23 protein-coding genes and 1 pseudogene are annotated in these 24,083 nt (G+C 66.3%); 17 read left to right on the top strand and 7 right to left on the bottom strand.

Annotated elements, in window-relative coordinates; translation table 11 throughout:
* Nucleotides 1–31: 31 nt before the first annotated feature.
* The 8 genes from QU595_RS00120 (at nt 32) to hisG (ending at nt 8,428) form a co-directional block, all read left to right on the top strand.
* Nucleotides 32–1,303, top strand: a complete 1,272-nt coding sequence (locus tag QU595_RS00120; RefSeq protein WP_315918110.1) for an ABC transporter substrate-binding protein — start codon at nt 32–34, stop codon at nt 1,301–1,303.
* A 203-nt stretch (nt 1,304–1,506) separates the two neighbouring features.
* Nucleotides 1,507–2,379 (top strand): branched-chain amino acid ABC transporter permease, encoded by an 873-nt coding sequence (locus QU595_RS00115; RefSeq protein ID WP_315918109.1) that lies wholly within the window; start codon nt 1,507–1,509, stop codon nt 2,377–2,379.
* Between the two features lie 11 nt (nt 2,380–2,390).
* Nucleotides 2,391–3,374 carry a branched-chain amino acid ABC transporter permease gene (locus tag QU595_RS00110; RefSeq protein ID WP_315918108.1) on the top strand — a complete coding sequence of 328 codons (984 nt, stop codon included), beginning with the start codon at nt 2,391–2,393 and terminating at the stop codon, nt 3,372–3,374.
* The gene (locus QU595_RS00105; RefSeq protein WP_315918107.1) at nt 3,371–4,132 is read left to right on the top strand and encodes an ABC transporter ATP-binding protein; all 762 of its coding nucleotides are present in this window, start codon (nt 3,371–3,373) and stop codon (nt 4,130–4,132) included. The genes QU595_RS00110 and QU595_RS00105 overlap by 4 nt, the downstream gene beginning before the upstream one ends.
* Nucleotides 4,129–4,842, top strand: a complete 714-nt coding sequence (locus QU595_RS00100; protein WP_315918106.1) for an ABC transporter ATP-binding protein — start codon at nt 4,129–4,131, stop codon at nt 4,840–4,842. Before QU595_RS00105 ends, QU595_RS00100 begins: the two co-directional genes overlap by 4 nt.
* Before the next feature lie 160 nt (nt 4,843–5,002).
* Nucleotides 5,003–6,508, top strand: a complete 1,506-nt coding sequence (gene hisS, locus QU595_RS00095) for a histidine--tRNA ligase (RefSeq protein WP_315918105.1) — start codon at nt 5,003–5,005, stop codon at nt 6,506–6,508.
* 76 nt (nt 6,509–6,584) lie between these two features.
* Entirely contained in the window at nt 6,585–7,730 is a 1,146-nt protein-coding gene (locus QU595_RS00090; protein WP_315918104.1) for an ATP phosphoribosyltransferase regulatory subunit, read from the top strand.
* Nucleotides 7,727–8,428, top strand: a complete 702-nt coding sequence (hisG, locus tag QU595_RS00085; RefSeq protein ID WP_315918102.1) for an ATP phosphoribosyltransferase — start codon at nt 7,727–7,729, stop codon at nt 8,426–8,428. The genes QU595_RS00090 and hisG overlap by 4 nt, the downstream gene beginning before the upstream one ends.
* A 24-nt stretch (nt 8,429–8,452) precedes the next feature.
* Here the strand turns inward: hisG and QU595_RS00080 are convergent, their stop codons facing one another.
* The 4 genes from QU595_RS00080 to rocF all read right to left on the bottom strand — a co-directional run bounded on the left by QU595_RS00080 (nt 8,453) and on the right by rocF (nt 12,665).
* The gene (locus QU595_RS00080; RefSeq protein ID WP_315918101.1) at nt 8,453–8,986 is read right to left on the bottom strand and encodes a DUF2478 domain-containing protein; all 534 of its coding nucleotides are present in this window, start codon (nt 8,984–8,986) and stop codon (nt 8,453–8,455) included.
* A 104-nt stretch (nt 8,987–9,090) separates the two neighbouring features.
* Nucleotides 9,091–10,569, bottom strand: coding sequence for a M81 family metallopeptidase (locus QU595_RS00075; protein WP_315918100.1), 1,479 nt, complete (start codon nt 10,567–10,569; stop codon nt 9,091–9,093).
* Nucleotides 10,570–10,676: 107 nt separating this feature from the next.
* Nucleotides 10,677–11,732, bottom strand: coding sequence for an ornithine cyclodeaminase (locus QU595_RS00070; RefSeq protein ID WP_315918098.1), 1,056 nt, complete (start codon nt 11,730–11,732; stop codon nt 10,677–10,679).
* Between the two features lie 3 nt (nt 11,733–11,735).
* Nucleotides 11,736–12,665, bottom strand: coding sequence for an arginase (gene rocF / locus QU595_RS00065; protein ID WP_315918096.1), 930 nt, complete (start codon nt 12,663–12,665; stop codon nt 11,736–11,738).
* A 122-nt stretch (nt 12,666–12,787) separates the two neighbouring features.
* Here rocF and QU595_RS00060 point away from each other — a divergent pair, with 122 nt between their 5' ends.
* Both QU595_RS00060 and QU595_RS00055 read left to right on the top strand, forming a co-directional pair.
* Nucleotides 12,788–13,225: an Lrp/AsnC family transcriptional regulator gene (locus QU595_RS00060; RefSeq protein WP_315918095.1), complete on the top strand. Its 438-nt coding sequence runs from the start codon at nt 12,788–12,790 to the stop codon at nt 13,223–13,225.
* A gap of 103 nt (nt 13,226–13,328) precedes the next feature.
* Nucleotides 13,329–14,129: a dimethylarginine dimethylaminohydrolase family protein gene (locus QU595_RS00055; protein ID WP_315918094.1), complete on the top strand. Its 801-nt coding sequence runs from the start codon at nt 13,329–13,331 to the stop codon at nt 14,127–14,129.
* A 14-nt stretch (nt 14,130–14,143) separates the two neighbouring features.
* On the opposite strand, the gene QU595_RS00050 is transcribed toward QU595_RS00055, so the two are convergent.
* Nucleotides 14,144–15,358 (bottom strand): MFS transporter, encoded by a 1,215-nt coding sequence (locus QU595_RS00050; protein ID WP_315918092.1) that lies wholly within the window; start codon nt 15,356–15,358, stop codon nt 14,144–14,146.
* Between the two features lie 2 nt (nt 15,359–15,360).
* Entirely contained in the window at nt 15,361–15,831 is a 471-nt protein-coding gene (locus tag QU595_RS00045) for a nucleoside deaminase (protein ID WP_315918091.1), read from the bottom strand.
* Nucleotides 15,832–15,947: 116 nt separating this feature from the next.
* Between QU595_RS00045 and QU595_RS00040 the strand changes: the two genes are divergently transcribed.
* On the top strand, nt 15,948–16,814 hold the full coding sequence (locus QU595_RS00040) for a LysR substrate-binding domain-containing protein (protein ID WP_315918090.1): 867 nt from the start codon (nt 15,948–15,950) through the stop codon (nt 16,812–16,814).
* A 146-nt stretch (nt 16,815–16,960) separates the two neighbouring features.
* Nucleotides 16,961–18,727, top strand: coding sequence for an AMP-binding protein (locus QU595_RS00035; RefSeq protein ID WP_315918088.1), 1,767 nt, complete (start codon nt 16,961–16,963; stop codon nt 18,725–18,727).
* Nucleotides 18,728–18,831: 104 nt separating this feature from the next.
* Here the strand turns inward: QU595_RS00035 and QU595_RS00030 are convergent, their stop codons facing one another.
* Complete coding sequence (locus QU595_RS00030; protein WP_315918086.1) at nt 18,832–19,071, bottom strand: hypothetical protein; 240 nt, start codon at nt 19,069–19,071, stop codon at nt 18,832–18,834.
* Nucleotides 19,072–19,247: 176 nt separating this feature from the next.
* Here QU595_RS00030 and QU595_RS00025 point away from each other — a divergent pair, with 176 nt between their 5' ends.
* The 5 genes and pseudogenes from QU595_RS00025 to QU595_RS00005 form a co-directional block, all read left to right on the top strand.
* Nucleotides 19,248–20,537 carry an RsmB/NOP family class I SAM-dependent RNA methyltransferase gene (locus QU595_RS00025; RefSeq protein WP_315918085.1) on the top strand — a complete coding sequence of 430 codons (1,290 nt, stop codon included), beginning with the start codon at nt 19,248–19,250 and terminating at the stop codon, nt 20,535–20,537.
* An 89-nt stretch (nt 20,538–20,626) separates the two neighbouring features.
* A complete protein-coding gene (locus tag QU595_RS00020) occupies nt 20,627–21,085 on the top strand; it encodes a PaaI family thioesterase (RefSeq protein WP_315918084.1) in 459 nt (152 codons plus the stop codon).
* Between the two features lie 112 nt (nt 21,086–21,197).
* Nucleotides 21,198–21,854 carry a 5'-methylthioadenosine/S-adenosylhomocysteine nucleosidase gene (locus tag QU595_RS00015; protein ID WP_315918083.1) on the top strand — a complete coding sequence of 219 codons (657 nt, stop codon included), beginning with the start codon at nt 21,198–21,200 and terminating at the stop codon, nt 21,852–21,854.
* 43 nt (nt 21,855–21,897) lie between these two features.
* A complete protein-coding gene (guaA, locus tag QU595_RS00010) occupies nt 21,898–23,454 on the top strand; it encodes a glutamine-hydrolyzing GMP synthase (RefSeq protein ID WP_315918082.1) in 1,557 nt (518 codons plus the stop codon).
* Nucleotides 23,455–23,624: 170 nt separating this feature from the next.
* Nucleotides 23,625–23,963: pseudogene (locus tag QU595_RS00005) on the top strand (helix-turn-helix domain-containing protein); the annotation flags it as partial.
* Between the last annotated feature and the right edge of the window lie 120 nt (nt 23,964–24,083).

The raw sequence follows: 24,083 nt of genomic DNA, 5'->3' as shown, positions 1-24,083 counted from the left end.
AATCTGATAACCGGATGAAGGGAGTTGCATGATGTCCATCGACAGCAGGGGTTTTTCGCGTCGCCGTTTCCTCGGCGGCAGCGCCGTCGCGGTGGCGGCCGGCACGCTGGGAATACCTTTCGTGCGAACGGCGCGCGCGCAGGCGCCGACCTTCAAGGCCGGGGTCATCACCTCTCTGTCGGGCGAAAACATTCTCGGCGGCAACCTGACCAAGCGCGGCTACGACCTGTGGGCCGACGCGATCAACGCCAAGGGCGGCGTCGAGGTCGGCGGCGACCGTTTCAAGGTGGACATGTTCTACGGCGACGACCAGAGCAATCCGGCCACCGGCGCGGACGCGGCCGAGCGTCTGATCGTGCAGAACGAGGTCGACGTGCTGTTCGGGCCCTATACCAGCGGCTCCACCATCGCCGTGCAGCCGATCTGCCAGAAATACCAGGTGCCGATGATCTCCGGTTCGGCGGAATCGCCGAATGTCTGGAAGGCCAAGCCGGAATTCAACTTCGGCATCATCCCGGCCGTCGACACCACCGCCGGCAAATCCCTGGCGGTTCTTGCCAAGATGTCCAACCCCACCGCCAAGACCATCGCCGTGATCGGCGTCAACGAACCGTTCTCGAAGGAAACCGGCGAAGGCTTCCGCGACGGCGCCAAGGAAGCCGGGCTGGAACTGGTGGCCTATGAATTGGTGCCGCCCGAAGGCGACCTGACGCCCGTCATCTCCAAGATCGCGGCGCTCAAGCCGGACATCGTCGCGGTGGGCGGTCATGAGGAACCGCTGATCAACGTGGTCAAGACCTCGAAATCGCTGAATTTCCGGCCGAAGGCGCTGATCATGCACTACGGCGTCACCGATCCGGCCTACGCCCAGGCTTTGGCCGCCGATGCGGACGGCACCTGCGGCGTCGCCGTCTGGCTGCCGACCGTGCCCTACAAGGACGACCTGTTCGGCACCGCGAAGGACTTCGCCGAGATGGCGCAGAAGAAATCCGGGCACGAGCCGGACTATACGGAAGCCGGCTGCGCCGCCAGCGGCCTCGTCTTCGGCGACGCCATCAAGCGGCTGGGCAAGAAACCGGCGCTCAAGCCCGAGGACCGCGTGGCGCTGAAGGACGCCATCGCCGAAACCGACATCCATACCTTCTATGGGCCGATAAAGTTCGAGAAGGAAGGCAACCACTATCACGACAATATCCAGCCGGTGCCGGTTCTGATCCAGATCCAGGGCGGCAAGACCATCGCGGTGGGGCCGAAAGATGCCGCCGCGGCGGCGCTGACCTATCCGCTGCCGGCCTGGAAGTAGCGATCGCTGGAAGGGCGCTCATCTTGCCTCTTCGGCATTGCCCCGGATGGTGCGCGGAATGTCCGGCGTTCAATGCCGGACATTCGGTGCGTTCGACCGAGCCTCCAGGTCGAATGGCCGGCTCGCGCTTCCGAGGTTTGCCCGAATCAGGTTTTGCGTCCATCCTGTCCGGCGAGCAACCTGAACCGACGAACGGGTGACAGTTGGATCTCTTCCTGCAGACCTTGCTCAACGGGCTTCTGATCGGCGGTGTCATCGCCACCTTCACGATCGGCTTCCAGCTCACCTTCGGCGTGCTGCACGTCATCGATTTCGCCGTGGGCGGCTGGGTGGTGCTGGGCGGCTACCTCGCCTACTACATGGCCGCCGGGCTGGGGCTCGACGGCTTCCTGGCCATACCCGTGGCCTTCGTGCTGTTCGGCGCCATCGGCTACCTGATCGGGCCGATCCTCTACAATGTCCGCAACAGCCGTACGGCGCGGCCCGAACTGATGGCGCTGGCGCTGACCTTCGGCCTGTTCACGCTGCTGCGCGGCGGCATGCTGACCGCCTGGGGCTTCAACACCCACAGCGTGCCGACCGCGCTGAGCGGCGAAAGCCTGGCGATCGGGCCGGTGACCGTGCCGATGATCCGCGTCGCGGCGGCCGTGTTCGCCGTGGTCATCGCCGGCGGGCTGTTTCTGTTCCTCTACCGCACCCGCTACGGGCTGGCGATCCGCGCCACGGCGGAGAACCGCCAGAACGCGGCGCTGATGGGCGTCAACATCCGCCGCCTCAGCGCCAATGTCTACGGCCTCTATGCCGGCATCACCGCGATGGCCGGCGTGCTGATGGGCGCGATCTATTCGGTCAATCCCGAAGTCGGGCTGCGCTACACGCTGTTCGCCTTCTTCGTCGCCGTGCTGGCGGGGCTGGGCTCGGTCGGCGGCGCGCTGGTGGCGGCCCTGATGCTCGGCGTCATCGAGGCCTTCGTGTCGACCTATGTCGGGTCGAGCTATTCGCTGCTGGCGATCTTCGCCACGCTGTTCCTGGTGCTGCTCGTGTCCCCGCGCGGGATACTCCAGCGCGGATTGTGAGGACGGCCGTCATGAAGCCACGCTGGGCCGGCCTTGCCTTCCTGATCACGGTCATCGTCGTGCTGGCGCTGCTGCCGGTGCTGGTCAACAACTACTGGCTGCGCATCGCCACCGGCGCGCTGATGTGGGCGGGCCTGGCCTGCTCCTGGAACATGCTGGGCGGCTATGCCGGCTACATCAATTTCGGACAGTCGGCCTTCTTCGGTCTTGGGGCCTACACGACCGCCCTGCTGATGGGCGATCCGCTCGGACTGCCCTTCTTCGTCACGGTTCCCGCCGGCATCGCGGTCACCGCGATCTTCGCCGTCATCATCGGCGCGCCGACGCTGCGCCTGCGCGGCGCCTATTTCGCCATCGCCACCTGGGCCTTCGCCGAGGTGCTGATCCAGTTCGCCACTGTGACGAATTTCACCGGGGGTATCGGCGGCTTGAACCTGCCGCCTTTCCTGGACGAGCGCTTCTTCTACTTCACCATGTTCGGCGCGGCCGTGCTGGCCTATCTGGTCACCTGGGCGCTGTTCGAGCATTCGCGCTTCGGGCTGAAGGTCAAGGCCTTGCGCGACCACGAGCCGGCAGCGGAGGCGATGGGCATCAACACCTCGCTGGTGAAGCTGCAGACCTTCGTGCTGAGCGCCGTCACCGCATCGGTATTCGGCTCGATCTTCGCCTATTGGGTCACCTTCATAAACCCCAAGAGCGTCTTCGGCGGCGACATCACCGACCAGATGGTGGTGATGGTGCTTCTGGGCGGTCTGGGCAGCCTGTGGGGACCCGCCATCGGCGGCGTCGGCCTGTTCGTCGTCAACCGCCTGATCTGGATGTATTGGGGCGATACGGCCTTCTACATCGCCATTCTCGGCGCCGCCATCGTGCTGGTGGTGCTGTTCCTGCCCAACGGCATCGCCGGTTTGTTTGCCCGGCGGCGCAAGTCGGTCACGGTGCTGGACAAAGCCGTCGGCAAGCTGGTCGGCGATGGCGAGGGAGGCCGCGGTTGAGCACCTCGACGCAAACGGCCGCGCGTACCGAGACGCCGGCGATGGCCGATCCCATCCTCACGGTGCGCGACCTCTATCGCCATTTCGGCGGCATCAAGGCCGCCAATGGCGTCAACCTCGAGGTCGGCCGGCGCGAGATCGCCGGGCTGATCGGTCCGAACGGCTCCGGCAAATCGACCCTGTTCAGCCTCGTCGCCGGCACGGTGAAGCCCGACCGCGGCCAGATCCGCTTCGACGGCCAGGAGGTCGCCGGCATGAGCGCGCACAGGATCGCGCGGCTGGGGCTGGCCCGGACCTTCCAGATTCCCGCCATGTTCGACAACATGACCGTCACGGAAAACCTGCTTGCCGCGGCGGCCCAAGGCCATTGGCAGGGCGCGCATGAGCGGGCGGCCGACACGCTGTCCCTGCTCAAGCTCGAGCATGTCGCCGAAAACCGCGCCTCCGACCTTTCCGGCGGCCAGCAGAAGCTGCTGGAGTTCGGCCGCGTGGTCATGCGGCAAGCGTCGCTGATCCTGCTCGACGAGGTGACGGCGGGCGTGCATCCCAACATCCGCAAGATCATCCTCGACGCCATCGCCCGGCTGCGCGAGCGCGGCATCTCCTTCCTCATCATCGAGCACGACATGGAGATGGTGCGCAATGTCTGCGACCGCATCATCGTGATGGATTCCGGCCGCGTGGTCACCAGCGGCGCCTTCGAGGACATCGTGCGCGATTCCGAAGTCATGCAGACCTATCTGGGGCGGCCACAATGAGCACGCTGGCCGCCGAAAACATCGTCACCGGCTACGGCAAGCAGGAGATCGTCCATGGCGTGTCGCTGACCGCCGAGGCCGGCAAGATCACCTGCATCTTCGGACCTAACGGCTGCGGCAAGTCCACCCTCTTGAAAGCCATCGCCGGGGCATTGCCGGTGTGGAACGGCACGGCCAAGCTGGAGGACACGATGCTTTCCAACCTGCCCGTCCATGAGGTGGTGCGGCAGGGCCTGGTGCTGATGCCGCAAGGCGGTGGCGTGTTCCCGCGCCTGACGGTGATGGAAAACCTGCGCATGGGCGGCTACGCCATCGCAGACAAGAGGCTGGTCGAGCAGCGGATCGAGGCGCTGATCGACCAGTATCCTTCGCTGGCCCGGCGGCGGCGAACGGCGGCAGGATCGCTGTCCGGCGGCGAGCAGGCGATGCTTTCGCTCGCCCGCGCGCTGGTGTCCGAACCGCGCTTCATCCTGCTGGACGAGCCCTCCGCCGGCCTGTCGCCGGCCATGGTGATCGAGACGCTGGAGCGCATCACGGGGCTGACCGCCCACGGCATCGGCATATTGATGGTCGAGCAGAACATCCGCGAGGCCATGCCCATCGCCGACAAGATCTACATTCTCGCCGCCGGTGAAAAGCGCTTCGAGGGCACGCCGAGCGACGTGCGCGACGACCGCCAGATCATGGACATCTATATGGGCGGCGCATAAAGCCGCGCGTTCTCCGCGCCGGAGCGAATTCCAAACCGCCTCCGGGGCCGGCCTCGGCCCTTGCCGCGTCCCGCCGCTTCCGCTAGGACGCCGCTGTGTCCATTTTGTCGGTTTCACGCGGACAAAAACGGACGCAGCATATCGAAGCGACGAGTGGAACATGGCTGATCGGTCCGAAAAGATGAAGGCGCGGCTGCCGCGCGGCCTTGTCGACCGCAGCGCGGACGACATCCGCGCGGTCGAGAGGATGATGGCGAGGATCCGCTCCGTCTACGAGCTCTACGGCTTCGAGCCGGTGGACCAGCCGCTGATCGAATATACCGACGCGCTCGGCAAGTTCCTTCCCGATCAGGACCGTCCGAACGAGGGCGTGTTCTCCTTTCAGGACGACGACGAGCAGTGGCTGTCGCTGCGCTACGACCTGACCGCGCCGATGGCGCGTTTCGTCGCCGAACATTACGACCGGCTGCCCAAGCCCTACCGCAGCTACCGTTCCGGCTGGGTTTTCCGCAACGAGAAGCCCGGTCCGGGGCGCTTCCGCCAGTTCATGCAGTTCGACGCCGACACGGTGGGCACGCCGGGCGTGGCCGCCGACGCGGAGATGGCCATGATGATGGCCGACGTGATGGAGGCGCTCGGCATCGCGCGCGGCGACTACGTCATCCGTGTCAACAACCGCAAGGTGCTGGACGGCGTGCTGGAGGCGATCGGCCTCGGGGGCGACGAAAACGCCGGCCGCCGGCTGACGGTGCTGCGTGCCATCGACAAGCTGGACAAGGTGGGCGCCGACGGCGTGCGCGCGCTGCTCGGCAAGGGCCGGCTGGACGAAAGCGGCGACTTCACCAAGGGCGCCGGGCTGGACGACGGCCAGGCCGAGCGCGTTCTTCTGCTGACTTCCTCCACCGCCAGCGATCTTGCAGAGACGCTGCAGAAGATGCGCGCCGCGGTCGAAGGCTCGCAGCGCGGTGCGGACGGCGTGCAGGAGCTTGCCGACATCGGTGCCATGGTCGCGGCCGCCGGCTATGACGATGGCCGCGTCAAGATCGACCCCTCCATCGTGCGCGGCCTGGAATACTATACCGGCCCCGTCTACGAGGCCGAGCTTCTGGCCGAAATTCCTAACGACGAAGGCAAGATCGTGCGCTTCGGCTCGGTCGGCGGCGGCGGGCGCTATGACGGGCTGGTGTCGCGCTTCCGTGGCGAGCCGGTGCCGGCCACAGGCTTCTCGATCGGCGTGTCGCGGCTGATGACCGCGCTGAAGAACCTCGGCAAGCTCGATACGTCCGACGTGATCGCGCCGGTGGTCGTGCTGGTCATGGACAAGGACACGGAAAGTCTCGGCCGCTACCAGAAGATGGTGGCGCAGCTTCGGCAGGCCGGCATCCGCTCCGAAATGTATCTCGGCGGCGCCGGCATGAAGGCGCAGCTCAAATATGCCGACCGCCGCGGCGCTCCTGTCGCCATCATTCAGGGGGGCGATGAACGCGCCAGGGGCGAGGTGCAGATCAAGGACCTGATCGAGGGTGCGCGCATGTCCGCCGAAATCACGGACAATGCCGAATGGCGCGCCGCCCGTCCCGCGCAAGTGACCGTGGCCGAAGCCGACCTGGTGGACGAGGTCCGGAAAATCCTGGAGGCTCAAGCGGCTGACCGGGCGAAGACATGAGGACGATCACCGCGGTGACCAACGGTTCCGGTTGCCTCTGCAGGCCAGAGGGGGGTGTTCCAAGCACCGCCTTGCCATGACCTTGCGCCATCCCTCCGTCGCCGCCGCGTTCACGCAGCTTTTCGCCGAGCGCGGCGCCGCCATGGTCGAGGTACCGGTGCTGCAGCCGGCGGACCCGTTCCTCGACATGGCGGGCGAGGATTTGCGCCGCCGCATCTTCCTGACCGAGAGCGAGACCGGGGCAACCCTGTGCCTGCGGCCGGAATTCACCATTCCCGTCTGCCTCGACCACATCGCCAGCCAGGCCGGCACGCCGCGCCGCTATGCCTATCTGGGCGAAGTGTTCCGCCAGCGTCGCGAGGGCGACAACGAGTTCTTCCAGGCAGGCATCGAAGATCTGGGCGACCGCGATACGGCCGCCGCCGATGCGCGATCCATAGCGGACGCCCACGCGCTGCTTTCGCTGGCGCTTCCGAAGAGGCCATTGACGGTCACGCTCGGCGACCAGGCCGTTTTCGAGGCGGTGCTGGCCGCGCTCGGACTGCCGCGCGGCTGGCGCATGCGGCTGGCCCGCGCCTTCGGATCGCACGCCATGCTGGACGCGGCCCTTGCCGATCTCGCCGACCCGCAGCGCAATGGCGGCCTGCCGGCCGAGGTTACGGCGCTTGCCGCCGACGCCGACATGGAAGCGCTGACCGCACATGTTGCCAAGGGCATGGAGAATGCCGGCCTGCCCGTCACGGCCGGCCGCACGCCCGCCGACATCGCGCGCCGGCTGATCGAGAAGGCGCAGTTGCGCAGCGTGCGACTGTCGGATGCCGCGTTCTCCGCGCTGAAGACCTTCCTCGCCATCGATGCGCCGCTTTCGGAAGCGGCGACGGCGCTCAAGGATTTCGCGGCCGATGCCGGATTGTCGCTGGGGGCGGCACTCGACAAATTCGCCGCGCGGGCGTCCGCCGTCGCCGATCACGGCCTGACAGGCGAACGCATCCGCTACGACGCGGCGTTCGGCCGGCCGCTGGACTATTACACCGGCCTGGTGTTCGAGATTGCGGCCGAGGACAGCGACCTTTCCCGCGACCGCCGGGACAGCCAGCCGCTGGTCGGCGGCGGCCGTTACGACCGGCTGCTGACCTTGCTCGGCGCCCGCGAGCCGATCCCGGGCGTCGGCTTCTCCGTCTGGCTCGACCGCGTCGAGGCGCTGAAGGAGGACGGGCGATGAGCGTGACGCTGGCGATCCCGTCCAAGGGACGGCTCAAGGAACAGGCGCTCGAGGTGCTGGCGCGTGCGGGCCTTGCCGTCCGCCGTCCGGAGGACGAGCGCAAATATCACGCCCGCGTCGAAGGCCGCGACGATATCGACGTCGCTTTCCTTTCCGCTTCGGAGATCGCGGGGGAGATCGGCCAGGGCACCGTGGATCTCGGCATAACGGGCGAGGACCTGCTGCGCGAGACCCTAGCCGACTGGGAGGCGCGCGCCGCAATCGCGGCGCGGCTCGGCTTCGGCCATGCCGACGTGGTGGTTGCGGTGCCGGAAATCTGGCTGGACGTGGAAACCATGGCCGATCTGGACGACGTCGCCGCCGATTTCCGCCAGCGCCATGGTCGACGGCTCAGGATCGCCACCAAATACTGGCGGCTGACGCAGCAATTCTTCACCGCCAAGCATGGCATTCAGGTCTATCGCATCGTCGAGAGCCTTGGAGCGACCGAAGGCGCGCCGGCCGCCGGCTCGGCGGACATCATCGTGGACATCACCTCCAGCGGCTCGACGCTGAGGGCCAACCACCTCAAGGTGCTGGGCGACGGCGTGGTGCTGCGCTCGCAGGCCTGCCTGGTGTCGTCCCGCAAGGACAGGCCAGCAGCCGATACGGCATTGCTGGACGAGGTGACTTCCAGGGTCGCGGCGGCGGTCCGCTAACCCCGGGAAACGCTGTACCCGCTTTCACTCCGCCGCCGGGGCGCCAAACGCCGCTTCCGCGGGATCGCCCTGAAGCGAATCCCACCATCGCCGGATGTCCGTCTCGTTGGCAGTCAGGGAGGTCGCCTCGGGCAGGAACGCTTTCCAGGCATTGCGAAACCGGGCAGACACGGTGGTCAATACCGGCTTGCCATTGGCAAAGGCAGCCTCGAAAGCCGGCACGAGCCCGCCCTGCCCGGCTTCCAATTTGCCGAACTTGCTGAGCAGAACGAGATCGGCATCCGCGATGCGGCCGACCAGGGATGCGCATGCCGCATCGATCCCCATTGCGTCCACATGGCACGAGGGATCGTTCGGCGGCAGCTCGCGAAAGATCTGGAAGACATCGCCGGACGTGAGATCGCGCAGGAAACCCGCCGAACAGGTCTGGCCCGACAGGTCTTCGGCCAGCACGCCGACCACGCGCACTCCCTGAGCCTGCCAGCGCGCGGCCATGGCGCCAAGGAATGCCTGCACGTCGCTGCCGTCTTCTGCGGTTACCGCTGCGATCCTGTTCATGGGCCCATCAGCGCATTTTTCCCCGGAGAGGTCAAAGGAAATAAGGCCGCAGACCGCCGCCGGGGCGGCGGCAATCCTGGCATTACGCCGGCAATAACCCCGCGCTATCTCTGGGCCCAGGGATCGTCGACCCGCGGCCAGATCGGGCGCACGAGCTTCGTGTAATTCGTTACGCGCGGATCGCTCGGATAGGAGCTGGGCGCGGAAACGTAGATGATTTCGGAGGCGACGGGCGCGAATCCGGCATGGAAATGGTTGGTCGACTTGACCAGGAGCACTTGCTTGGACAGCGGGTCGAGGCCGAGATTCGAGAAGATGTCCGGCTCGAAGGTCTGGGTCCGGTTGGTGTTGAGGACGATATCGATCCCGGTGCCTTCGATGCGCACCAGCGCCGCGGGTCCGAGCGTCACACGGCTGGGCCCGAAACTCTGCCAGCCCTCATCGGCGATGCGGATCACCCGCACCGTGGCGTCGATCGGCTCGCCTGCCCGCGGCCCGGCTTTGCCGCCGAAGCGAAGACCGATGACGGCACCCTCGCCGGCCGCGTGGCAGAAGGTGACGGCAACCGGGTCCCAGATCGTCGCCACGCCGATATTGTCCAAGCCGCGCTCCATCATCCGGCGCAGCAGGCTGGTGCCGTCGCCGGCAACGCCGCCGCCCGGATTGTCCCAGACATCGGCGACCACCACCGGCTTCGACCGGTCCTGCGCACGGACGGCGAGCACGCGGTCGATGCCGTCGTCGGGTCCGAGCATGGTCATGGCCAGTTCCGCGCGCCGGGCGTAGAGCTCCCGCCCCAGCCGCTCGGCCAACTCGTCGCCGCGCTCCCTGGCATCGTCGGTGACGACCATGATGCGCGTGCCCATTTCCGGCACGTCGGCGGCCATGAAGCCGTGGATGACCGATATGGACAGGATGCCGTCGCGGCCCTGCATGGCCTTGATACGGTCGACGAAGGAACGCATCGGCTCCCGGCTGGTCGGCAGCACCTGGATCATGCGGCAGTCGAAGGTGGAGATGACCGGCTTCGTCTCGCCCCGCGCCGCGGCCAATGCCAGTTCCACCACATGTTCGCCGCGCTCGTAGAAATCCGTGTGCGGGAACTCGAGAAAGGCCGCCAGTATATCGGAGGCGGCGACCCGCTTCGGCGTGAGATGGCTGTGCGGGTCGAGTTCTGCCGCAACCACCACGTCGGGCCCGACGATGTCGCGCACGCATGACAGGAGATCGCCCTCGCAATCGTCATAGCCCTGCGCGACCATCGCGCCATGCAGGCCGAGGATGACCGCATCGACCGGCAGCGCCGCCAGAAGCTGCGCGAGAATCTCGTCGCGCAGAAGCTCGTAGGTCCGGCGCTGGATCAAGCCACCGGGTTCGGCCCAGGTGGCCGTGCCTTCAATGACGGTCAGTTCCTCCTGCCTGGCACGCTTGCGCAACGCCACCATGGGCGAGGAACAGAGCGTCGGCGTGGCAGGATGCTCGCCCGGCCGGGCATAGAAGGCCATTTCGAAGCAGGCCCGGTCCGTAGGCACCGGCGAAAAGGTGTTGGTTTCCGTCGCCAAAGACGCGGTGAAGACGCGCATGGTGCCTGTCCTGTCGGCCGCTGACCATGAAGGAGGCTGCTGGACAGAGTGGACGAATATCAGGTCCGCATCAAGCGGTGCCTTAGCGGCGGCTCATATGCGGCCGATCACGCCGCGGTCTGTGCCGCCTTCGCCCGAAGCAGCATCCCGAACAGGTCGCGCGGTTCGTCGGGATCGGCCAGCAGGTCGAGTTCGTCGAACAGACCGGTGCGCGCCACCTGCTCACGCACATAGCGCAGTGCCGAAAAATCCTCGATGGCAAAGCCGACGGAGTCGAACAGCGTGATCTGGCCCGCGTCCCGGCGCCCTTCGGCGCTGCCGGTCATGACCCGCCACAATTCGGTGACCGGATGATCGGGCGCAAGCTGCTGGATTTCGCCCTCGATGCGCGTCTGCGGCGGATATTCGACGAAGATGTCGGAGCGGCGCAAGATATCCGCGTGCAGCTCGGTCTTGCCCGGACAGTCCCCGCCGACGGCGTTGATGTGGATGCCGGCGCCGACCATGTTGTCGGTGAGAATGGTGGCGTATTGCTTGTCGGCGGTGACGGTCGTCACGATCTCGGCGCCGACGACGGCTTCCTCGGGTGATCCGCAGATCTCGATGTCGAAGCCGAAGTTACTCAGATTGCGCACGCATTTGAGGCTGGCGGAACGGTCGATATCGTAGAGGCGCAGGCGGTCGACGCCCAGCAAGGCCTTGAAGGCCAGCGCCTGGAATTCCGACTGTGCGCCGTTGCCGATGAGGGCCATGGTGCGGGCGCCCTTCGGCGCCAGATATTTGGCGGCGACCGCAGACGTGGCCGCGGTGCGCAGCGCCGTCAGGATGGTCATCTCGGTGAGGAGCACCGGATAGCCGGTCGAAACGTCGGCCAGCACGCCGAAGGCGGTCACGGTCTGGCGGCCGTCGCGCGTGTTCTTGGGATGGCCGTTGACATATTTGAAGCCGTAGACCTCGCCGTCGCTGGTCGGCATCAGTTCGATCACGCCTTCCGCGCTGTGCGAGGCGACGCGCGGCGTCTTGTCGAACAGTTCCCAGCGCTTGAAATCGGCTTCGACGAAAGCGGCCAGTTCGGTAAGGAAACGCTCCACGCCGATGGCCAGCACCAGCTTCATCATGTTGTCGACATTGACGAAGGGAACGACGTTCAGTTTGGGCAGCATGGGTCAGAAGCTCCTGGTAGGGCGGTCGAGCACACGGCGACCCATCAGGCTCGCGGCCAGATCGACCATGAGGCGCGCGGTACGGCCGCGCTCGTCCATGAAAGGGTTCAGTTCGACCAGATCGAGGCTGGAAACCAGGCCGCTGTCATGCAGCATCTCCATCACCAGATGCGCCTCGCGGAAGGTGGCGCCGCCTGGCACGGTGGTTCCGACGCCCGGCGCGATGTCGGGATCGAGGAAATCGACGTCCAGGCTGACATGCAGAAGCCCGTCCGCGGCCTCGACTTCACGCAGGAAACGGCTGAGCAGCGAAGCGACGCCATGCTCGTCGATGGCGCGCATGTCGTGGACCAGCACGCCCGTCTCGGCCAGCGCCTTGCGCTCGGCCGGATCGACGCTGCGGATGCCCATCATGCATATCTTCGCCGGATCGAGCGGCGCGGCCAGGGGCGGGAAAACCCCTTCGAAGCCGGGGCGGCCGACGGCATAGGCCATGGGCACGCCGTGCAGGTTTCCGCTCGTGGTGGTGTCTGGCGTGTGAAGGTCCGGATGCGCGTCGAGCCAGAGCACGAAAAGCTTGCGCCCCTTCTCGGCGGCGCTGCGGCTGAGACCCGACAAGGTTCCTGCGGCAAGGCTGTGATCGCCGCCAAGCACGATCGGCATGCCTTCGCCTGCGGCCCGGTAAGTGGCTTCGGCCAGCGCCTCGGTCCAGGCCACCACTTCCGGCAGCGACTTGATCGCCGGATTGCCGTGCCGGAGCGGCCGCAAAGGCGGGCGTTCGATGTTGCCACGGTCGACAACGGCATGGCCGAGTTCCCGCAGCGTCTCGAGCAGCCCGGCCGCGCGGAAGGCGCTCGGCCCCATGTCGCAGCCGAAACGCCCGGTGCCTTCCTGCACCGGCGCGCCCAGCAGGATGCAAGTCTGTGATTTCATCGCAGCCCTCGTAAAGATCGGATCGAACCTATCGGCACGCACTGGCGAAATGAACATGGAAATTTGGCAAGAAGATAAAGTTAGTCTATCAAAACGGCAGTTCCAATTGGCAAAATGGCAGGATGGCCGATCTCGACCGACAACTGATCGGACTGCTGCGGCACAACGGGCGCCGTAGCGTCTCGGACCTCGCCGCGGAACTGGGCGTCTCGCGGGCGACGGTGCGCGCGCGCATGGAGCGTCTGGAGCGGGACGGCGAGATCGTCGGCTATACGGTGATCCTGCGCGCGGACGCGGTTTCCATGCCGGTGCGCGGCATCATGCTCATCGAGGTCGAGGGGCGCGCGGCCGACCGGGTCGTGGACGTGCTGGCCGGCTTTCCGGAGATCTCCGCCATCCACACCACGAACGGGAAATGGGACCTCGTGGTCGAACTCGGCACGAACAGCCTGACCGACCTCGACGCGGTGCTGCGGCGCATACGACTGGTGCCCGGCATCACCGCTTCGGAAACCAATCTCCTGCTTGCGACGCCGCGCAGCACCCGCGCGCGGCTGTGATGCCGGCGCAAGGACCATGGCATAGTCGTTGTTCCGGCCCAGCGCTTTACATCGCCGTGTTGCGCGGGCAGCTTCGCGGGTGCCTGTCGCAACGGAGCTAACCATGCCGCATCAAGCCGTCTATCGCTTCAACCGGGCCATCGTGCGCGAACCGGCCCGCTCGGTGGTCAGCGGGTTGCGCGCGGACGACCGGGGCGACCCGACCTATGAGGGCGTGAAGGCCGAGCACGCCGCCTATGTGGAGGCTCTGCGCGCGGCCGGGGTCGAGGTGACGGCGCTGCCCGCGCTGGAGACTTTTCCCGACTCGATCTTCGTGGAAGACCCGGCGCTGGTTTTTCCCGAAGGCGCGATCCTGCTCAGGCCGGGAGCGGCAACGCGTGCCGGCGAAACGCGTCAGATCGAACCGACGCTTTCGGCCATGTTCGACACGGTGCTCAACCTGCCGGAGCCTGGCTACGCCGACGGCGGCGACGTGCTCTACACGCCCGGCAGCGTGATGATCGGGCTTTCGGCCCGCACCGATCGCGCCGGTGCCGAGGGGCTTATTGCCGCAATCGGGCGGCTGGGCCGCAAGGCCGCCATCGTGCAGACCCCTGAAGGCGTGCTGCATTTCAAGACCGACTGCTCGCTGCTCGACGACGAAAGCGTACTTTCCACGCGCCGGCTGGCGCGCTCCGGCGTGTTCGATACGTTCCGGCAGGTCCTGGTGCCGGAAGGCGAGGAGGCGGCCGCCAACGCTCTGCGCGTCAACGACGTGGTGATGGTGGGCTCCGACTTTCCCCGCACCATCGAGATGCTCGACGGGCTGGGATACAAGGTGGTGCCGCTAAAGACCACCGAGATCGGCAAGATCGACGCCGGCCTGTCCTGCATGTCGCTGCGCTGGCATGACAAGGCAGGCTGACCCCGTTCAGGGTGTTAGATGCCGGCGCGCCGGGCTTCGGCCTGCGCGATATCTGTAGCGCCTGACGGCCCCGCAGGGCGCAGACTCGCGACCAGCCCGCACACGCAGATCACGGCGGCGAGATGCGCCAGCCATGCGGCGGCGAAGGTGCCGGTCAGGTCGTGCAGCGCGGCCGCGATCCAGGGGCCGCCGGCCGCGATGATGAACCCGCCGCCCTGCATCAAAGCGCTGACCGCGCCGGCCTCGAGCGGATCGGACGCCTGGTCCAACGCGACCACCAGGCACAATGCGAAGCAGCCGCCCAACCCGGCGCCGCAGGCCATCGCCCACAATGCGGGCGCGACATCGGGCGCGAAGGCCAGCCCGGCAAAACCCGCCGCCTGCAAGGCCAGCGCCAGCCACAGCCAAGGCCGCCGGTCATTGCCGCGCGCCGCCAGGGCCGGCAGGGCGAGGGCGGCGACGGCCTGGGCGCTGGCCATGACCGCCACCAGCGTGCCGCTCGCGGTGCCTGTCCAGCCATGCGCCTGATAGAAAGGCGCCAGCCATGCCACGACGGAAGAATAGCCGCTGTTGATCAGCCCGAAGCACGCAATCAGCACGGAAATGCGCAGCCACGAGACGGATATGCGCGGCCGAGCCGCAGGTCCAGCGGTCCTTTCCTCCCGCGGGATGGCCAGGGCGACGAGCAGCATGGCCAGAGCCACCGGCAGGGCGAACAATGCAAGCGCCGGATGCCAGTCGCCGGTCCAGCGTGCCAGCAGCGGCGCAGCCTGTGCGCCCACGGCGCCGCCGCCGACCAGAGCGGCCGAATAAAGGCCCATCACCGGCGCCACGGCACCCGGGAAGCGTTGCTTGACCACGGCGGGAAACATTGCCTGCACGACCGCCACCCCAAGACCGCACAAGGCCGCCGTGGCGATGAGCGCACCGCCGCCCGTGACCGCCTGGCGCACGGCGATGCCGATGCCAAGCATGGCCAGCGCGCCCAGAACCGCCCGGCGCACGCCGAACGCGGCTTGCAGCCAAGGCGTGAAGAAGGCGCAAACCCCCATCAGCAGCATAGGCAGCAGCGTGAGCCAAGCCATGCCGCGCAGCCCGAGGCCGGTATCGGCCACGATCGAGGCAGTCAGCGGCCCGGGCCCGGTCAGGAACGGACGCAGGTTGAGCCCGACCAGCACCACCGTCGCCAAAAGAAGGGTATGCCCGGCGCGGACGCTTCCAGTTGCCATCGTCAACCCCGCGCCGATGCCGCCTGCCATGCCCGGTAAAGATCGGCCGGGCCTTCCTGACGCACCGGCAGATGCGTGATCTTCATCGACTGCTCGGCAAAGGGCCGCGCCAGTTCGGCATAGATTGCCGCCGTCGACAGACCGAACGGCTCGCCATCCTCATTGGAATAGGCATAGGCGACCTCGCCGATACCTGCCAGGCGCATGGCCGCAAGGCACATCGGACAGGGATGGCCGCTGGCATAGACGGCGCAACCGTCGAGACGCGGCGAGCCGAGCGCCATGGCGGCGGCGCGGATGGCGTTCAACTCGGCATGGGAGGTCGGATCGTTGGTCGAGTGGATTTCATTGACGCCGCGCGCGACGACCTCGCCGCCGCGCACGACGACGGCACCGAACGGGCGGCCGCCGCTCGAGATATTGTCGCGTGCCAGCTCTATGGCCTCGCACAGAAAATTTCGTGGCGACGACATCGGCAACCTCCTTCGATCCGGAAAGGACAGCCTCTTTTCAGGAAAGCCTCCCGGTGCAGATAGCGACGTGCCGCTATATTTGGAAATTAAATATTGTCATGCTATCCAATCGAATTATGAATAGCACTCCGCTCGAACTGGATCTGCTGCGGGCCTTCGTCACCGTCGTCGACAGCGGCGGCTTCACCGCAGCGGCGCGCCGGCTTCATTCGACGCAATCCACGGTCAGCCAGAAGGTGTTGAGGCTGGAAGGCGCGGCGGGGCACCGTCTGCTTCAACGCGAGCGCGGCGGGGTGCGGCCGACGGAAGCCGGAGAGCGCCTGCTGGGTTATGCCCGGCGCATCCTGGCGCTCGATGCGGAAGCAGCCGCGGCGCTGTCGGGAATGCCATCCATCGCCGTCCTGCGGCTCGGCCTGCCGGAAGATTTCGCGGCCGGCCGCTGCACGGGCATGCTGGCCGCGTTTGCCCGCGGGCATCCCGGCCTCAAGCTGGAGGTGGCAAGCGGTCTCAGCCGTGACCTGATGCGGCTCTACGAGCGCGGCGAACTCGACCTTGCCCTGGTCAAGCAGCGCAGGGACACGGCCGAAGGGGTCGAGCGCTGGCCGGAGCCGCTGTGCTGGATCGACAGCCTCGACCACCCGACGATCGACGAGGATCCGTTGCCGCTGGTGGTGTTTCCGTCCAACGGGCTTTATCGCGACGACATGATCGACCGGCTCGATGCGCTCGGCCGCCGCTGGCGCATCGCCTATTCTTGTCCGAGCCTCGCGGGCATCCAGTCCGCCGTGGCCGACGGGTTGGGCATCAGCCTTCTGCCTCGGCGCACGACACTGCCGCGCCACAGGATTTTGGACGAGGCCGACGGCTTTGCCGCCGTCGAGACCATGGAAATCGCCGTCCATCATCGCAGCGATGCCGACATTCTGGTGCTGGACCTCGCCCGTCGATTGGCGGAACTGGTTGAGGCTTCCGGCAAGGGTTGAAGCCCTTCGACAGGTGGCGGGATCAAGCCGATCCGTACTTTCGAGGGATTTGCGCGGCGCTCCCGGGCTGATAGTTTTTGGACGAGAGCACGATGGCAGGCCGGCTCGCCGGCCGGCGTTCGCTGAGGAAAGCGGAGGAGGCCGATATGGCAAGCAACCAGCCGGGGCCGGAGACATCGTTTCTCCGTTTTCGCCATGCCTCTGGCGAGGCCGAAGCCTTTATTGCGCCTCGCGACGGGCTCTCCCATGTTTCGGGCGACCGCTCGGTTGCGTTGCTGGACAAGACCATTCCGCAACTGCTGTTCGACACGGTGCGGCGGAACGGCCCCTCGGACGCGGCCGTGTTCCTCGGCCAGAACAAGCGTTTCACGTGGGACGAACTGGGCGAAACCGTCGACGCCTTCGCCGCCGGGCTCCTGGCGCTCGGCCTGGAAAAGGGCGACCGCATCGGCATCTGGTCGCCCAATCGCTGGGAGTGGCTGGTGACGCAGTTCGCCACCGCCCGCGCCGGCCTCATCCTGGTCAACATCAATCCGGCCTACCGGCTGGCGGAACTGGAATATGCCCTGAACAAGGTGGAATGCCGGGCGCTGGTCACCGCGGCTCAGTTCCGTTCCTCCGACTATCTCGGCATGCTGCGCACGCTGGCGCCGGAACTCGAGGCGGCACAACCCGGCAAACTCGCCGCGGCCAGGCTGCCGTCGCTGGAAATCGTCATTCGCATGGGCGAGGACAGCACGCCCGGCATGCTGAATTTCGACGACGTCCTGGCCATGGCCGGGCTCGACGACCATGAGCGGCTGGACACGATCGAGCTGCACCCCGGCGAGGCGATCAACATCCAGTTCACCTCGGGCACCACGGGTGCGCCGAAGGGCGCCACGCTCAGCCATATCAACATCGTCAACAACGGCAATTTCGTCACCTCCGCCATCAAGCTGACGGCGGACGACCGGCTCTGCATTCCCGTGCCGCTCTATCATTGTTTCGGCATGTCGATGGGCACCATGGGCTGCGTCAGCAAGGGCGCGACCATGGTCTTTCCCGGCGAAGGCTTCGACGCCGGGGCGACGCTGAAGACGGTTGCCGAAGAACGCTGCACCGGGCTCTACGGCGTGCCGACCATGTTCGTGGCCATGCTCGACCACGCCGACTTCGCTTCCTTCGACCTTGCCAGCCTGCGAACCGGCATCATGGCAGGCTCGCCCTGCCCCATCGAGGTGATGAAGAAGGTGGTCTCCCTGATGCATATGTCCAAGGTGACCATAGCCTACGGCATGACCGAGACCAGCCCGGTCTCGTTCCAGAGCAATGTCGACGATCCGCTGGAGAAGCGCGTCTCCACCGTCGGGCGCATCCAGCCGCATGTCGAGGCCAAGGTGATCGGAGCGGAAGGCGAGACGGTTCCGGTCGGCCGGGCGGGCGAATTGTGCACCCGCGGCTATTCGGTCATGAAGGGCTATTGGGAAGACGAGGAAAAGACCGCAGAAGCCATCGACCCGGAAGGCTGGATGCACACCGGCGACCTCGCCACGCTGGATGCCGAAGGCTATTGCAACATCGTGGGCCGCGTGAAGGACATGGTGATCCGCGGCGGCGAGAACATCTATCCGCGTGAGATCGAGGAGTTCCTGTACCGCCACCCCAAGATCAAGGAGGTGCAGGTGTTCGGTGTGCCGGACGCCAGATATGGCGAGGAACTGGCCGCCTGGATCGTGACCGTGCCGGGCCAGACGCTGACCGAGGACGACATCAAGGCGTTCTGTGCCAACCAGATCGCGCACTACAAGGTGCCGCGCTACGTGCGCTTCAAAGACAGCCTGCCGATGACGGTTACCGGCAAGCCGCAGAAATTCATCATGCGCGAAGCGATGATGCAGGAACTGGGGCTGACCGACATCAAGACGGCATAGGCTGTCGCGAATGCCGCGGGCACATCCAGCTTCAGCGTGTCGCCGTCGAATGGCCTGAGGCAAATGAAACGGGAAGAGCCTGCTTCCAGCGGCCTTCCCGATTTTTACCGAACTGCGGCGGCCGTCAGCGGCAGGTCCTGATCTTCTTGACCACAACACGGTGGTGATGACGCTGCTTCACCGTCTTCACCCAGCAGCGCTGCATTCTGTGGTGCGGGGCGGTCGTAACCAGGACGATGGACCGTCTTGGTGACGGTGGTGACGGTAATCGCGGCCTGCGCGGGCATGCCGACAGCCATTGCGCCCGCGACCGCAATCGCGGCGGCAAGGATCAGATTTTTCAAGATGACCTCCATGGGTGAAACAAGCCCGACAACTGACCGTCCCGGAAAAACGTTCCAACATTACAAAATCTTCAGGTTGGGGTTTCGGCCGCCTTGTCGTGGCACGACGCATCTTGTCCATACCGGCTCGGGGCGTTAGTCACTCCGCGTCGGGTACACCGGAACAAGGATCACCAATGCGACTGGGCGGACGGCTGGCGGCAGCCATCGAAGTGCTGGAAGACATCGACCGGCGCCACAGGCCGGCGGCCGATGCGCTGCGCGACTGGGGCCTGTCGCATCGCTTCGCCGGCGGCGGCGACCGCGCAGCCATCGGCAACATCGTCTACGACGCATTGCGCCGGAAGCGTTCGGCGGCCTGGCTGCTCGGCGAGGACACGTCGCGCGCCATCGGGTTCGGGGCGCTGTTGCTCGAATGGCGGCAAACGCCTGAAGCTCTTAACGCGGCGCTGGCGGGCGACCGGTTTGCCCCGCCGCCGCTGACGGAAACCGAACTGAAGGCGCTCGCCGACAGGAAACTCGACGGGGCGCCGCCCGCCATTCAGGCCGATTGCCCGGACTGGTGCGTCCCGCTGCTGGAACAGACCTACGGTGCGGGATGGGTCGAGGAAGGCATGGCACTCGCCACCCGGCCGCCGCTCGACCTGCGCGTCAACACCTTGAGGGCCGGCCGCGAGGCTGTGCTGTCGGAACTCAGGGAAACCGGCGCCGAACCGGCGCGCCTGGCCCCGCACGGCATCCGTGTCGCACCGATCGAGGGCGATGGCAGGCACCCCAACGTGCAGGCCGAGCCGGCCTTCCAGAAGGGCTGGTTCGAAGTCCAGGACGAGGGTTCGCAGATCGTCGGCGAACTGGCCGGCGCGGCGCCCGGCATGCAGGTTCTGGACTATTGCGCAGGCGCCGGCGGCAAGGCGCTGGCGCTTTCCGCGGCGATGAACAATCGCGGCCAGATCTTCGCGCACGATGCTGAAAAGCAGCGGCTGGCGCCGATGTTCGAGCGCATGCGCCGCTCCGAGAACCGCAATATCCAGGTGATCGCCAGACCCGACGAGCTTCGGCCGCTCGCCTGCCGCATGGACCTCGTTCTCGTGGATGCGCCGTGCACCGGGAGCGGCACATGGCGCCGGCGGCCCGACGCCAAATGGCGGCTGACCCGCAAGCAGCTCGACATCCGCAAGGCCGAACAGGCCACCATCCTCGATACCGCCGGCACTTTCGTGAAGCCGGGCGGGCTGTTGGCCTACATCACCTGCTCCGTGTTCGATGAGGAAAACGCCGCGCAGATCGCGGCTTTCCGCACGCGCAGTGCCGAATTCTCGCCGGTGGACCATGTCGCCTTGTGGAACGAAAAGTTCCCCGGCCAGGGCGATGCCTCCCATGTCGACAGGGAACGCGGCATCTCGCTTTCGCCCGCGCGCAGCGGCACGGACGGATTTTACTTCTGCGCGCTGCGCCGGCAGGGCTGATACGGCCCGCAGAATGTTTTGCGTTGCAACATAGCCGTTGCCCGAGCCGCCCGCGTCTGCGATAAGCCGGCTGTCGAAGGGCAAGCACCATGGCCGCCAAGATCGTACCGGACCCGAACTATGAAGAGCGTGTGCGCGCCTCCTTCAGCCGTCAGAAGGCCATGGAGACGCTCGGCGCCGAACTGACACTGGTGACGCCGGGCATCATCGAGATCGAGATGCCGTATTCGGACGCCTTGACCCAGCAGCACGGCTTCCTTCATGCCGGCGTGATCTCTACCGCGCTGGATTCGGCCTGCGGCTATGCGGCCTTCTCGCTCATGCCTGAAAATTCAGGCGTGCTGACCATCGAGTTCAAGGTCAATTTGCTGGCGCCAGGCCGCGGCGAGCGCTTTCTGTTCCGCGGCTCGGTGACGAAGCCCGGCCGCACCATCATCGTGGCCGACGGACAGGCATACGCCATCGCCGCCGACGGCGAGGCCAAGCTGATCGCCACCATGACCGGCACGTTGATGACCGTTGTCGGCCGCGACGGCATCGAGGGGTGAGGGCCACCGCCTTCGGCCGATGAAAAGCCCTGTAACGGGCTTTCGAGTGACGGATGCCCGAAGCAAAGCGGAGGGCAAGGAACTGTCCGCGGGCTGCGCAGGGAAATTTTTGATGCATGAACATCCCGCCAGTCCGACCCGCCTCGCCGGCAAGTCCGTCCTGTTCGTCATGGCCGCCGAGGCCGAATACGGCCCGCATCTGAAGCGTCTGTTCGTGCCCTACATGACCGGCGTCGGGCCTGTCGAGGCCGGCGTGAAGCTCGGCGCGGAACTTGCGGCGCTGGCCTCGGCCGGCTCGCTGCCCGATCTTGTCGTGTCGCTCGGATCGGCGGGCTCCCGCAGGCTGGAGCAGGCCCAGATCTACCAGGCCGTTTCGGTCGCCTATCGCGACATGGACGCCTCGCCGCTGGGATTCGAAAAAGGCGTCACGCCCTTCCTCGACCTGCCCGCGATGCTGCCCCTGCCCTTGCGCATTCCCGGCCTGAGAGAGGCCACGCTCTCGACGGGCGCCGCGATCGTGTCGGGCGCCGCCTACGACGCGATCGCCGAGGACATGGTCGACATGGAAACCTACGCCTGCCTGCGCGCCTGCCAGCTTTTCGACGTGCCCTTGGTCGCGCTGCGCGGCATTTCGGACGGCGCGGCCGAGCTGCGGCATGTTGGCGACTGGACCGAATATCTCCATATCATAGACGAGCGCCTCGCCGACGCCGTTATCCGGCTCGAAAAGGCGCTCGCTACCGGCGCGGTCGAACTTGCCGCAAGATAAGGTGGCCATTGCGCCTTTGCGCGTTCTTCTTTAAAGCCTCGCCATGACGACACATCCTGACACAGTTCTCATCATCGACTTCGGCAGCCAGGTCACGCAGCTCATTGCGCGGCGCGTGCGCGAGGCCGGCGTCTACAGCGAAATCGTGCCCTTCCAGTCAGCCGCGGAAGCATTCGAGCGCATCCGGCCGAAAGCGGTTATCCTCTCGGGCAGCCCTCATTCCACCGTCGACATCGGCAGCCCGCGCGCCCCGCAGCAGGTCTTCGAGGCCGGCGTTCCGGTGCTCGGCATCTGCTACGGCGAGCAGACGATGTGCGCCCAGCTCGGCGGCAAGGTCGAGGCCGGTCACCATCGCGAGTTCGGCCGCGCCTTCCTGGAAATCCAGGCCGACTGCGCCCTGTTCGACGGCGTCTGGGCCAAGGGCACGCGACATCAGGTCTGGATGAGCCACGGCGACCGCGTCACCGCGCTGCCGCCGGACTTCCGCGTCGTCGGCACGTCGGCAGGGGCGCCTTTCGCGGCGATCGCCGACGAAAAGCGGAAATTCTACGCCGTGCAGTTCCATCCCGAGGTGGTGCATACGCCGGACGGCGCCAAGCTGCTGCGCAATTTCGTGCACAACATCGCCGGCCTGAAGGGCGACTGGACCATGGCCGCCTATCGCGAGCAGGCGGTCGCGGCGATCCGCCGGCAGGTCGGCAAGGGCAAGGTGATCTGCGCGCTTTCGGGCGGCGTGGATTCGTCCGTCGCGGCCCTGCTGACGCACGAGGCGGTCGGCGACCAGCTCACCTGCATCCTTGTGGACCATGGCCTGATGCGCAAGAACGAGGCGGCCGACGTGGTCGCCATGTTCCGCGAACACTACAATCTGCCGCTGATCCTGGTGGATGCCTCCGACCGTTTCATCTCGGCCCTCGAGGGGGAAGCGGACCCCGAAAAGAAGCGCAAGACCATCGGCCGCCTGTTCATCGAAGTGTTCGAGGACGAAGCCAAAAAGCTCGGCGGCGCGGATTTCCTCGTCCAGGGCACACTCTATCCGGACGTGATCGAGTCGGTGTCGTTCACCGGCGGCCCCTCCGTCACCATCAAGTCGCACCACAATGTGGGCGGCCTGCCCGAGCGCATGAACATGAAGCTGGTGGAGCCGCTGCGCGAATTGTTCAAGGACGAGGTGCGCGCGCTCGGCAAGGAACTCGGCCTGCCCGAAAGCTTCATCGGCCGCCATCCCTTCCCGGGTCCGGGCCTCGCGATCCGCTGTCCCGGCGGCGTGACGCGCGAAAAGCTGGACATATTGCGCGAGGCCGATGCCGTCTATCTGGACGAGATCCGCAAGGCCGGCCTCTACGACGCCATCTGGCAGGCCTTTGCGGTGCTGCTGCCGGTGCAGACCGTTGGCGTGATGGGCGACGGACGCACCTACGAATTCGTCTGCGCGTTGCGCGCGGTAACCTCCGTCGACGGCATGACGGCGGATTTCTACCACTACGACATGGAATTCCTCGGCCGCGCCGCCACACGAATCATCAACGAGGTGAAGGGCATCAACCGGGTCGTCTATGACGTGACGAGCAAACCGCCCGGCACCATCGAGTGGGAATGATTTTACCCCCCAAAACGCGGCCGAGCGGTTTCCATGCTCGACCGGCACGCGCGATCCCGCCGCGCATACACCTGGGCGTAGCTAGAGCACGTCCGGGGATCGATGAATCGATTGTGATGTGACGCGGCATCCGGCTTCTGATTCAACGTCCGCTTTGACGGAGGTTGATGATGGCGAGAGCGCTCGGCGAGGATCTGCGGCTGCGTGTTTTGAAGGCTGCCGACGAAGGGTCATCGGCGCGTCAGGCGGCAGCACGTTTCGGCGTCGGGGTATCGAGCGCGATCCGCTGGATTGCTCGGGCGAAGATCGGCGAGTTGGCACCCCGACAGCAAGGGCGCAGGCGCGGCTCGCGCCTCGACGAATACGCGGGCTTCATTGTCGGGATGATCGAGGATCGCAAGGACATCACGCTGAACGAGATGGTGGCGCGCCTTGAGGCGGAGCGCTCGATGCGCATCGGCCGCAGCGCCTTGAGCGACTGGCTTCGCGGCCACGGCTGGACGTTCAAAAACGTATGGCCCGCCCCGTCTGCAAGAGGGTTTTGAAGGCGGCGTGAGAGGTCTGCACAAACGTATCCGGTCTCACGAGACTTTGCTCGCGGCCAAGATGGATATCCGCGCGCGCCGATC

This window comes from Mesorhizobium sp. SP-1A (genome assembly GCF_032460275.1).
In the GTDB taxonomy this organism is placed as follows: domain Bacteria; phylum Pseudomonadota; class Alphaproteobacteria; order Rhizobiales; family Rhizobiaceae; genus Mesorhizobium.
The sequence above is the reverse complement of the archived record's forward strand: the minus strand, read 5'-3'. Positions and strand labels throughout refer to the sequence as shown.

Excerpts from the sequence above, each read along its gene's own strand:
- QU595_RS00120 (WP_315918110.1), top strand. The coding sequence starts at position 32 with ATGTCCATCGACAGCAGGGGTTTTTCGCGTCGCCGTTTCCTCGGCGGC.
- QU595_RS00110 (WP_315918108.1), top strand. The coding sequence starts at position 2,391 with ATGAAGCCACGCTGGGCCGGCCTTGCCTTCCTGATCACGGTCATCGTC.
- QU595_RS00100 (WP_315918106.1), top strand. The coding sequence starts at position 4,129 with ATGAGCACGCTGGCCGCCGAAAACATCGTCACCGGCTACGGCAAGCAG.
- hisS (WP_315918105.1), top strand. The coding sequence starts at position 5,003 with ATGGCTGATCGGTCCGAAAAGATGAAGGCGCGGCTGCCGCGCGGCCTT.
- QU595_RS00090 (WP_315918104.1), top strand. The coding sequence starts at position 6,585 with ATGACCTTGCGCCATCCCTCCGTCGCCGCCGCGTTCACGCAGCTTTTC.
- hisG (WP_315918102.1), top strand. The coding sequence starts at position 7,727 with ATGAGCGTGACGCTGGCGATCCCGTCCAAGGGACGGCTCAAGGAACAG.
- QU595_RS00080 (WP_315918101.1), bottom strand. The coding sequence starts at position 8,986 with ATGAACAGGATCGCAGCGGTAACCGCAGAAGACGGCAGCGACGTGCAG.
- QU595_RS00075 (WP_315918100.1), bottom strand. The coding sequence starts at position 10,569 with ATGCGCGTCTTCACCGCGTCTTTGGCGACGGAAACCAACACCTTTTCG.
- QU595_RS00070 (WP_315918098.1), bottom strand. The coding sequence starts at position 11,732 with ATGCTGCCCAAACTGAACGTCGTTCCCTTCGTCAATGTCGACAACATG.
- rocF (WP_315918096.1), bottom strand. The coding sequence starts at position 12,665 with ATGAAATCACAGACTTGCATCCTGCTGGGCGCGCCGGTGCAGGAAGGC.
- QU595_RS00060 (WP_315918095.1), top strand. The coding sequence starts at position 12,788 with ATGGCCGATCTCGACCGACAACTGATCGGACTGCTGCGGCACAACGGG.
- QU595_RS00055 (WP_315918094.1), top strand. The coding sequence starts at position 13,329 with ATGCCGCATCAAGCCGTCTATCGCTTCAACCGGGCCATCGTGCGCGAA.
- QU595_RS00050 (WP_315918092.1), bottom strand. The coding sequence starts at position 15,358 with ATGGCAACTGGAAGCGTCCGCGCCGGGCATACCCTTCTTTTGGCGACG.
- QU595_RS00045 (WP_315918091.1), bottom strand. The coding sequence starts at position 15,831 with ATGTCGTCGCCACGAAATTTTCTGTGCGAGGCCATAGAGCTGGCACGC.
- QU595_RS00040 (WP_315918090.1), top strand. The coding sequence starts at position 15,948 with ATGAATAGCACTCCGCTCGAACTGGATCTGCTGCGGGCCTTCGTCACC.
- QU595_RS00035 (WP_315918088.1), top strand. The coding sequence starts at position 16,961 with ATGGCAAGCAACCAGCCGGGGCCGGAGACATCGTTTCTCCGTTTTCGC.
- QU595_RS00025 (WP_315918085.1), top strand. The coding sequence starts at position 19,248 with ATGCGACTGGGCGGACGGCTGGCGGCAGCCATCGAAGTGCTGGAAGAC.
- QU595_RS00020 (WP_315918084.1), top strand. The coding sequence starts at position 20,627 with ATGGCCGCCAAGATCGTACCGGACCCGAACTATGAAGAGCGTGTGCGC.
- QU595_RS00015 (WP_315918083.1), top strand. The coding sequence starts at position 21,198 with ATGCATGAACATCCCGCCAGTCCGACCCGCCTCGCCGGCAAGTCCGTC.
- guaA (WP_315918082.1), top strand. The coding sequence starts at position 21,898 with ATGACGACACATCCTGACACAGTTCTCATCATCGACTTCGGCAGCCAG.